This is a genomic window from Alkanindiges illinoisensis DSM 15370 (assembly GCF_000619845.1).
GTDB classification, from domain to species: domain Bacteria; phylum Pseudomonadota; class Gammaproteobacteria; order Pseudomonadales; family Moraxellaceae; genus Alkanindiges; species Alkanindiges illinoisensis.
Genome location: NZ_KK211037.1, coordinates 32,702 through 42,925, shown reverse-complemented (window position 1 = coordinate 42,925; position 10,224 = coordinate 32,702). Strand labels below are relative to the sequence as shown.

Here is a 10,224-nt window from a genome sequence, read left to right as displayed (position 1 = left end):
TAAAAACAACAAACTTAAAGACTATGAGGTCAATAACCAGAAATTAGTTATTGATTTTCACAGTAAAGTTAAGGTTTACAGACTCAGTTGGCGCCAGAGTAAACGCGCTGCTGGCCAGTGCACTACCATTAACCGTCACACTACCTTTGGCCGCTGGTGTCAGGGCAGGTGCTGGTGCTGGTTGCAGCGTGGTATATACAGGTACCGCGTCGCTGATCACTACATTGCTAACACCGGCATTACCGTCGTTTGCTGCAGTAATCTGATAGCTGATACAAGTACCTGGCTTGGCCTGAATGGCGTTTTGAGTATAAGAACCTTCTGGGGTTCCATCACAGTTGGCATCGGCTGCCTGTTGCTTGGTCAAACGTACCTGACCAATGTTGACAGTACTGGTATCATCAATATGAACCACAGCACCAGCAGTTGGTGTAATGGTCACAGTTGAAGTATCAGCCTGACCTGCAGTTGCGTTGCTCGGTGCTTCTACTTTTACCAGAATGGTAACAGATTCACCGGGTTGCAGACCGGCACCATTTGCTGTACCAGTGGCCAGCAATGCAGTTAAGTCAGTACCCGTAACCAGTTCTGTATTTTCAGCCAGACCGTTATTGTTCAGGTCAACATATATAGAAGTGGTTGCGCCCAGATTGCCAGCATGTGTAATTGCAAATGGCAGGGTGTTGGCACCAGCACCTTCAGTCACGTTACCGTTGTTGATCAGGGTATGGATGTAAGTAACTGTGCCACCTGGGGCGATTTGACCAGTACGATCTGGGGTGAATGACAGGTTGCGTACTTCGTTAATGGTAATACGGTCTTTGATCGAATCAGTTAAACCAGTACCTGAAGAAGTCACTGCAAATACGATGTCACGGCTATCAGCTGGGGTTGCATTGGCTGGTGAAGTCACTACCGCACACAGATAAGCAGTACCATTTACAGCAATGTTGCCTGTGTTGGTGACCTGGTTGGTAGAGCAGTTGCCAGTAGCATCAGAAGTATAGTACTTCACAGTCCAGCCAGTTGGCAGGTCTGAGCTGATGTTAAAGTTGTCAGAAGTACTGCCAAAATTGGTTACAGCCAGCGGGAACGTTACTGGTGTTGCCGGGTTGGTTGTCTTGGTGTCAATGATGTCACCAGCAACATAGGCGCCTTCACCTGCATTTGGTGTATCGTTCTTAACGCCGTCCTTGTCACCTTTGCCATTGCTCAGATCCACTTTGGATGCAGTAATACTGCTAATGGTCAGCGTCACGGTATCAGTTGCAGTGTTATTGGATACAGGCGTAATGGTCAGGATTGCGCTAACTGGTGCAGGGCCAGTGTAGGTGCTTGGCAGCGTTACACGTGCCACGATCTGCTGGGCAGAACCGGCAGCAACCGGGCCAGAATCCACAACTGGATCACTGTTGGTATCAGTCAGTGGTGTTACACCGTCTGCTTTTAACAGCTCAACAATACTACCGGCTGGTAAGCCAGCTTTATTCACGGCAATGTTGTAGGTTTCTGATACGTTGCCCGTGTTGTGAATCCAGATCTTCTCGCCACCGTTGTTACCGAAGTTAACGGCTACGCCCTGTTGCGTGGTTGCACTGATCACGTCATCTTTTGCAGCAGTACCCGCTACTTTATCAGCATCGGCATAGGCATCAGTTTGCGAGTCGTTGATTGTACCGACGTACAGGGAGTTGACGGTTACAATGGTGGTGTTGGTTGGCTGTTCTGGAGTACCAGTACCTGGGCCATCCGGGTCAAAGGTTGCGGTGTTGGCAATCGAACCTGCTGGTGTATTGGCATTAACCACAACTTTAAATTTCAAAGTACCAGTGGTGTTTGGTGCAACACTACCTAAAACAAAATTCACAGTATTGCTGGTGAAATCGTATGCGGCGCCTGCTTCATCAGCTGTAGCATCGGTACGGGGGGTGGCAGAACCACTCCATACACCAGAACCGACAACATAAGCCACGTTGGCTGGCAGAACGTCTTTTAAAGTAACGTTGGTTGCTGTCGCATTACCGGTGTTTTTATAGGTCAGGGTATATTCAACGGTACGCTGGAGATTAGTTCCAGTTGGGTTTACGCTGGTCACGTTGGCAGATTTAGTCACCTGAATGACTGCACCGGCAACAATATTAACGGTATCCGTATTATTGGCGGTAGTTGCGGTATTGCTGCCACCTGCTGCGGTTGCAGTAAATACGTTGGTGGCAGAAACCAGTAATTTACCAGCCTGACCATTGGTTGCAGTATTTAATGTCGTACCAACCACAATCAACCCAACAGACTGGCCTGCGCCGACGCTAATCGTCGTGCCATTAATGTCAGTGCTATTATCCGGTACGCCATTCTTGTCGGCATCCAGATATACATGAATATTGCTGAAGTTGTAGTCATCCCCACCAACGTTGGCCAGATCAACCTTGAATGTATCAGCACCATTACCCGTATTGGTCAGGGTATGTGCCAGGCTCACCTGTCCATTTGGATTTGCTGTAGTGGTTTGATCAGCCGTTAAAGTGAAGCTGGCAACCTGCAGTACAGTGGTTTTTACTTCATTGGAAGTCACAGTACGTGGTGTATTGGTTGCATCGGTATAGCTTGCAGTTGCAATATTACTGATGTTGGTTCCTGCTGCTGGTGCTGCAGCATGTGCTGCAGGTACAAGCGCCAGACCCCCGACAACCACTGCAATGGACGCAGCCAGTTGATTTAAGCGCGGTAATGCGATGTGCTTTGACATCTTGTTGCCCCTAGTTGTTTGTTAGACGGGTAAATTACTGACCAACGGCACCAATAGTGCTGTTGACACGGGTTTGAGCTGTCACAGTGATGGATTTTCCAGCAGGAAGTTCAGCAATGGTCCAGCGTAATGCACGATACTCTTGCAAAGGTACATTTACGGTTTGCGAGCCTGTTTTACGTTTTAATGGCATCGCAGCAAAATTCACCCCGTCAGTGCTGGCTTGAGCCTGTGCTGGTGTTGATTTTGCTAAAAACTGGGTGTCCGCAGGGATAGGCAGGGTGGCTACCAGTCCTTTCACATTTTTTGCGGTATTGTTGGTATAGGTAGCACGATATTCAATGATGTCGTTTGGCTTGGCCTGCTTGACGAGCTTGGCTGATGATTCGCCTTTTTGATTCAGCGTAATCTGGTAGGCAGACAGCTCAACTGACACTGGTGGCTTGCCCGCTGGCGCCTCAGCCTGTGCTGTGCCAGACATGAATGCAATTGCTGCTATTGTTGTTGCAATGTAACTCAATGCACGCATAACTACTCCCAAGGCTAAGCATTACGATAACAAAAAACACCTGCTACCTTAGGAACCTAGCGCTTTATTGATAAAAAAGTCTTTAATATGCAACAAAATGTTGCATCCGTCACAATATTACGAACTAATATATCTTTTTAACAAAAAAATTTCTACTGTTACTTAACTACACAAATAATATACAGATAAGCGGCTTATTTTGATTACTCATCGGTTGAATTTGCCCCAATTTGGGGCAAATTCGTCAGTTCTTTTAATAAATTTTCAAGTCCTCTAAGACTAAAGATATAGAGCTATAATTATGTTGGTTCGCATATAGGCTCTATTAAGGTACCTGAACACAAAACCGGACTTTCCCTTGCTGGTTTGGCAACAGGGTGCCGCCAGTCTGCCACAGCAATGCGCCATTTGTATGACTGGCATTACAGCTACCAGACGGCGTGCTCGTACAGGAGGCAGTCTTGTAAACTGTTCCAGTAGGCACACTATCCTTAATGCTGACATCAATCAGGTTTTTGGTGGTGTTATTGCGGTAGGTAATTTCATATTCCAGATACCCCCCATTTTGCACCTGATTCTGCACGCCAAAGCTGCCAGTATCTGCGGCTGTGGATGGACAGCTGGCCACACTGCGCACGCCTTTTTGCATGGTTAAACCTGCACTGCCCAGTAACGTGGTGTCCTGACGTTGCAGGGTGCTGCCTGTAATCTGGCTATTGTCAGCAAGCGTCACGCTAAAGCTGGCCTGCAATTGACCCAGATGCTGCGCGCCCATGCTGGCGGTTGCCGGCGCATAAACCCGCTGTACCAGACAAGCTTCTTCCGCATTTTTCAGGCTTAGGGGCAGGCTTTGGCTAAACAGGCTTTCTCCACTATCTACCTTGCCATTACAGTTGCTGTCGCGGTACACCACGGCTTGCCAGTTCTGGTCGGTACTGTTGGCGGGTTGCTGTGAGGGGGTCTGGTTCAGGCTGTTGATGGTCAGCACACTTTGAGCCGTCAGGCGATGCGGATAATCAGCCACGCCGCCGGCAGTAATGGTTTGCTGGCCATCTTCACTGAGCAATGCAGTTAAGCGTGCATCCCCGAAATTGTGGTTGCTATAGCTGCTAGCACCGGTATTGCTCACTGTAATTCGGTCGGTGGCACGGCTATAACCCGTCGTGCCGCTAACTGAGGAATAACCGGTTAGGTTGGTTTGGGCAATACAGAAACTGCCTGCTGGCAAATCAGTAGGTGACAGGCTAAAGCTATACTCACCATTGGCATCAGTTTTGGTAGTGGCAACAGTCGTGCTATTACAGTTGGTAATGCTGACTGAGCTGCCTGTAATTCCTGCTTCACCGATATTTTTAACCCCATTGTAAGCATTGCTGTTGACTGCGGTGCTGCCACTGTTGTCTTCAAATACTTGCCCGCTAATGTTGACAACCTGCTTTTCAACAATGTTGATGCTGGCTGGGATTTGTAGCCGTGCTGTTGCATCCAGACTAGCTGCGGTACAGGCACCACCATTGATTGACAAGCCGATTTCGCCATACAGACCTTGCGCATAATCTTCATTGCTACCTGGGGTATTGCGATTTGCTATACGGTAAGTAATCCGGTTGTAGCCTGTATTTAAAGGCACACTGGTTTGAATGAACGGGCTTGAGCTCCATTTGCCATCTGTCCCGACCTGACTACCATTAAGCATGATGTAAGCGCCGTCATCCAGCTGACTGCCAGCATTACCGATACATAATGAAGCTGTACTGTTGGCAGGCACATAAATACCTGTAATTAGTTGCCATACCCGGCGGTTATCACCTGCCTGAGTAGCAGGATCCAGTGCCAGCAGGGTCTGTGATTTGGCTGTGTCGGTGTTTAAGCTGGTAATGATGCGGCTAATCATTGGATTATAAGTGCCTGAAGGGCCAAAGACACTGTTATTGCCGCCAATAGCTGCCTGGGTCAGATAAGCACCTGTAGGATTAACCTGAGTGGGTAACCATACAGTTGACAGATTAACATTTTCACTGCCATTTGCAGTGCCATAACTCAGCGCAAATGCACCATTAGGACGGATTTCATTAAACTGGCTATTGCCATTAGGGTTGGTACTTCCCCAGACGTTATAAAGTGATTCACCGACCCCACTACCCGGGTTGAATTCATTACTCCCTACCCGGATATCGGCCTGAATAGCAGTACCGAGTGTAGAGGATGCCGTGGTGTCATAACCTACTTGCAGCTGGAAACTGCCGCCATTGGCAATGCTACCCACCGGGCATGACCACTCCCCGGAAGACAGGCTACAGTTGGCACCATTGACAATCTTGACGCTGGTGACCGTAACCCCAGTCTGGGTTCGCGGTTTGAAAACAGCCACAGTCCCGCTGGCATCATCCGGTCCCTGGTTGGTAATGCTAATCAGCTGGGTGCCAGACTGCCCGCGATAAATGGTGGGCAGATCAGGAGTAATGACAAACCGTGCTTCTTTTTGCGGTGTGTCGGCAATGATCGCCGCCGGCGTACTAATTGTAGTGCTGGCACTGCTACTGTTATTGCTGCTGACCGGATCAGCACCTGAAGTCACGGCAATGGTGGCCGTGTTGGTAATATTACCCGAGCTACTGGCTGTTCCATTTACCGTAAAGGTCAGGTAGCTGCCACTGGTTGGTGCCGTACTGCTGGCATTAACTGGCAGTGTGCCTGTTGCCACGCTAATGCTGTTGCCACTACCACTGGCTGTACCACAAACAGCGCTACCACTGGCACTACAGCTCCAGCTTACATTGGTCAGGGCACTGGGTACGGTGTCAGTGAACGTGCTGCTGCTGGCTGCACCCGGCCCTTTATTCCAGACCTTGATGCTATAGCTGACATTGTTGCCTTGCGTCACGCTACTGGTTCCAGTCTTGTCAATGGCAAGATCTGTGCCAGCAACAGTGTTGGTATAGCTACAGCTAATGGCCGTGTCAGCCGGATTAATGCTCAGGGTATTGCCACTGAGCGCAGTGCTGTTGCCACTACAGGCCAGCGTAGCACTGTAGTTACTGGCATTGCCTGTACCAAAAGTTTCACTAATGGTACCGCTTTCGCCGGCATATACGGTAACGCTAGTGCCGGTTGTGGTATTACCTGCTGTGGTTGCAGTGGAAGTTCCAGAGGTTGCATTGTTGCCAAAACCACTACTTGTAACAGTAGCTGTGTTGCCCGCAATACTGCCTGCAGACCAGATTTTACTTAGGGTTAATGTGGCAGACTTGCGCGCATTGGTGTAAGTACACACGGTTGCTGTGGTGCTGTTGCTAATGGTAATGCTTCGTGCCACTGCGCCACTGGCCAAGGTGGTGCCACCGCTACAGGCCAGTGTACTGTTGTATTGTGCAGCACTGGCGCCACCGCCAAGGGTTTCAGTTGGCAAGGTAACCACATCTCCGGCATACATCGTGACTGCACTACCGTTAGTGCTGTTATTACCTGTTGAGGTTGAGCTAAACGTTGCATTATTGGTGCCGCCTGTGGTGGTAGCTGTTGCAGTATGCCCGTTCACTGCATTTTGCCATTGCTTGGACAGGCTTAACTGCTGGGCAATCCGGCTATTGGTATAACTACAGGTAATGGCTGTGTCAGCAGGATTTACCGTCAGGGTAGAGCCTGTGAGCGCGGTGGCATTACCTGTACACGCCAGACTACTGGTGTAGTTGCTGATACTGCCTGTAGTGAATGTTTCACCCAGTGTAATGCTGTCACCGGCATAGACCGTCTGGCCTGCTGCTACATCAGTTTCGCTAGCAGTATTGGCAACAGCCGACAAGCTGGTCAGGCCAGTTGCGGTAATGGTTGCCGCATCATTAAGCTTGGCATTGGCCCAGATTTTTTGCAGGGTCAGGCTGGCAGACTTGCGACTATTGGTATAACCACAGGTGACATCAGCATCCGGCATGATCAGGTTGTTGCCAGTTATACTAACGGCTGCATTGTCACTATCGCGTGTACAACTTAGTACCGCATTATAATAGCCTGCGCCGGTAGAAATATTTTCACCCAGAGTTACTGTACTGCCCACAGTTACTGCTTGTGCACTGGCAGTATCGGTTTCACTGGCTGTATTGGCTGTGGAGACAAAGCTGTTTAGGCCTGTTGCCGTGATGGTCGCTGCATCATTGATGCGTGCATTGACCCAGATTTTTCGCAAGGTCAGGTTACGCTGTTTGGTATTGTTAAAAGTACAGGTTAGGTTAGCACCGTATTTCACATTGGCAGCGGGAATGGTTAAGGTGTTGCCGGACAGGCTACCAAAACTCCCGGTATTGCTGGTAACAGCGCTATTGGCATCAGTACAGCTGGCTGCTGTCAGGTTATAACCGGACACTGCACTTTCAGTGATTCCTACTGCTGTGCTGTTGGCTGTGGCGTAGTTCACCTGCGCAGAGGTGACAGCCGTGCCTGCTGTGGTGGTGCTTACACTATCGGTAGTAACGGCTGTACCACTGGCATTGCTCAGGTTGCTTAAGCCAGTAAAACCAAATGTGCCTACACCGCCATTGGAAATCTTGGCAATTTTAACAATCGGCTTTTGACATTGCAGTGCTGAATCCAGCGATACCCCAAAGTCATCACCGGTACTGCCAGTTGGTGTGCGTGGATTATTATTTTGATAAACCGCCTGCGCACTGGTAATGGAAGTTACTCCGGTAGGCAGGGTCAGTGTAAAGGTAGCACGGCCAGTATAACTGGTATAGGTATTATCAATAGTTAAGGTTGCTGGCGTTACCGAAGCACCGTTTAAAGCAGTTAGGGTAGCAGTGCCTGCATTGGAACTGGCTGACCCGTTGCTGGAAGCTCCAGGCGTGGTTAGAACAGCATAGTCAACGCCATTAACTCTAATACTTAGCGTTGAGCCAGTTACGATGGGTGAACCATAAGACCATGACAACTTGCCACTCAACACAATCGCGCCATTGGTGCCGGTGCCATAGACTGTTCCGGTATTATTGACTGTTGCCGCCAGCGTTCCGGTAAAACTGGCACCAGTGCCATCACCGTCAAATACCGTAAATGCTGTTGGCGTGAGAATGTTCACTGCCTGTGCCGCACTACATTGATTGGATGCAGTGCCACTGGTGACAGGCGCATCCACAGTTATGGTTGTGCTTTTGGAAGCACTATTGTCTGAACTGTCAGTTTCTGGCACAGAAGCTGAGCTAATGGTTGCTGTATTGGTAAATGTTCCGGTTTGATAAGCCAAACCTGTGACCGTATAGGTCACATAACTGGTATTGCCCGTGCTATCCACAGGTAGACTAATCCCTGTTGCGCTACGGGCATTGCTGCCTGCAACATGGGTATTGAATGTACCGCAGGTTGCCGTGCCACTGGCCACACAGGTTAGAATTGGCCCGGAAATATTGGCCGGCACATTATCGGTCATTACCGCATCAGTGACTGCTGCAGGTCCCTTGTTCCAGACCTTAATGGTATAGCTAACTGGCTGGCCTGCCTTGACAGAAGTTGTTCCAGTTTTGGTAATAGCCAAGTTGGTCGCAGGTGTTACGCTGTCGGTATCGGTAGTGGTACAAGTCCCTGTCGTTTGATTATAACTACGGGTAATGCCATTAGACGTCACACAGCTTTCACCTGTTGAGGAGGCAAAGTTAGGTAATTCAACCGTGGCCGTATTGGTGACGTTGCCACTGCTAGCCGTAACATTGGATGTCACCAGAATTTCATAAAATTCGCCACTGGCCAGTGAGGCAATGGTAATGCCACTGTTTAAACTGGCTAAGGTGGGTGTGGTGGTACACTTGTTACCACTGGCACTACTACAGCCCACTGCCGTTGCAGTCAATCCTGTGCTACTACTGTCTTTTAAAATAGGTGTTGCAATAGTACTTGGCCCGGCATTGGTCACACGTACGGTATAAGTTGTACTGCCACCCTGCACGACAGATGTCGTGTTATTGGTTTTGCTAACGTATAAATCACCAACGGTAGAATCCACACTGGAAGCACTAAATACAAAGGCATCGGCGGCAGTAGTACTGCCCCAGTCTGTACTATTGGTAGTGCTATCACTGCGGACATACACCCTAAAGCGCAAGGTAGTAATCGGGTTATCGTTTAAAACCTGAATACTGCCGCTAGAACCTCCAGCACTGGCGGTTGCACCAATATCAGCAGCGGTATTGGTAATATTAAAACCTGACACACCCATATTACGGCCAGAGAGCCGGCTAATGGTTGTGCCTGTTGGCGGACTGCTTAGCTGGAATTGTGCTGCAAAACCCAAATTACTTGATGTTCCGCCCAAGCCAGAAATATTAATAATAGGATTAAAAACCGGCCGGTTCCAGGCCACCACAATATCGCCAAAATAATGGCCTAAGCCACCATTTACAGTACTTGTATTATGCGTACTATTATTATCAAGTCTGCCTGCCCTTAATAAGAAGCGGGTGCCATAGTTATTATTGATATCAATACCAGTACCGGGTGTTGCATTTAAACGGCTGGAGGTAAAATCTGTAGCGGCTGGTGAGCCCTGTCCACTTAAAGGAATATAGATATTGTCACCATCACCACCAAACACCAGACCGGTATTTGCCAGCGTCCCAGTGTATTGCTGGTTTTCAATGGTATAGGTAACCGCTGTCTTGGGATAATAGGTACTGGATGCCGTTGTCCCTGATGGGTTATCCGGGTTAAAGGCATAGGTATTGGTTTGTGCTGATGTGCTAGGCCCAGTTGCGGTGGTGCTGCCACCTGCGGTAAATAACTCCATGGTTGGCGGTGCCGCATACAGCCCGGAACTTGCACCCAGCAAGACGAGCATGGCTGTTTTTAGCCATACCGACAGCAACCTATGGGAAGTGGCTGGCGCTTTAGTAGTCTGACCAGTTTGACTGGCGGTTACAGGCTGGGCTGGCATGCGGTTGCACCCTTCTAAATTTTTAGACATAAA

The 10,224-nt window shown here is 49.1% G+C and carries 3 protein-coding genes; all 3 read right to left on the bottom strand.

All coding sequences use genetic code 11. The annotated features are described in order from the left end of the window. Window positions 1–43: 43 nt before the first annotated feature. Entirely contained in the window at window positions 44–2,746 is a 2,703-nt protein-coding gene (locus Q337_RS0114435; protein WP_026472186.1) for a beta strand repeat-containing protein, read from the bottom strand. Window positions 2,747–2,780: 34 nt separating this feature from the next. Beyond that, the gene (locus tag Q337_RS0114430) at window positions 2,781–3,227 is read right to left on the bottom strand and encodes a hypothetical protein (RefSeq protein WP_228133154.1); all 447 of its coding nucleotides are present in this window, start codon (window positions 3,225–3,227) and stop codon (window positions 2,781–2,783) included. A gap of 373 nt (window positions 3,228–3,600) precedes the next feature. Beyond that, complete coding sequence (locus Q337_RS0114425; protein WP_169733773.1) at window positions 3,601–10,221, bottom strand: prealbumin-like fold domain-containing protein; 6,621 nt, start codon at window positions 10,219–10,221, stop codon at window positions 3,601–3,603. Window positions 10,222–10,224: the final 3 nt, after the last annotated feature.